Here is a 223-nt window from a genome sequence, read left to right on the forward strand (position 1 = left end):
GAAAGGCGGAAGGAAAGCCCGGGCGGTGACGCTGGAAATGAGATATGCCCGAGTGACCCTCAAAGCTCCAGCCAACAAACGCACTCAGGCAGACATCCCTCTGTATTACGTCAGTGTCGTAGAGCAAAGTCATCGTGAAGAAAAACTGGCATGGCACTTACTCACCTCAGAACCTATCACATGCTCGAAGGAGGCACTGGAGGTTGTCGGCTATTACGAGCGC

At 53.4% G+C, this 223-nt stretch carries 1 pseudogene; it reads left to right on the plus strand.

The window, feature by feature from the left end:
* A pseudogene (locus L976_RS01790) lies at positions 1-223 on the plus strand (IS4 family transposase); the annotation flags it as partial.

This window comes from Shewanella sp. ZOR0012 (genome assembly GCF_000798835.1).
Lineage (GTDB): Bacteria > Pseudomonadota > Gammaproteobacteria > Enterobacterales > Shewanellaceae > Shewanella > Shewanella xiamenensis.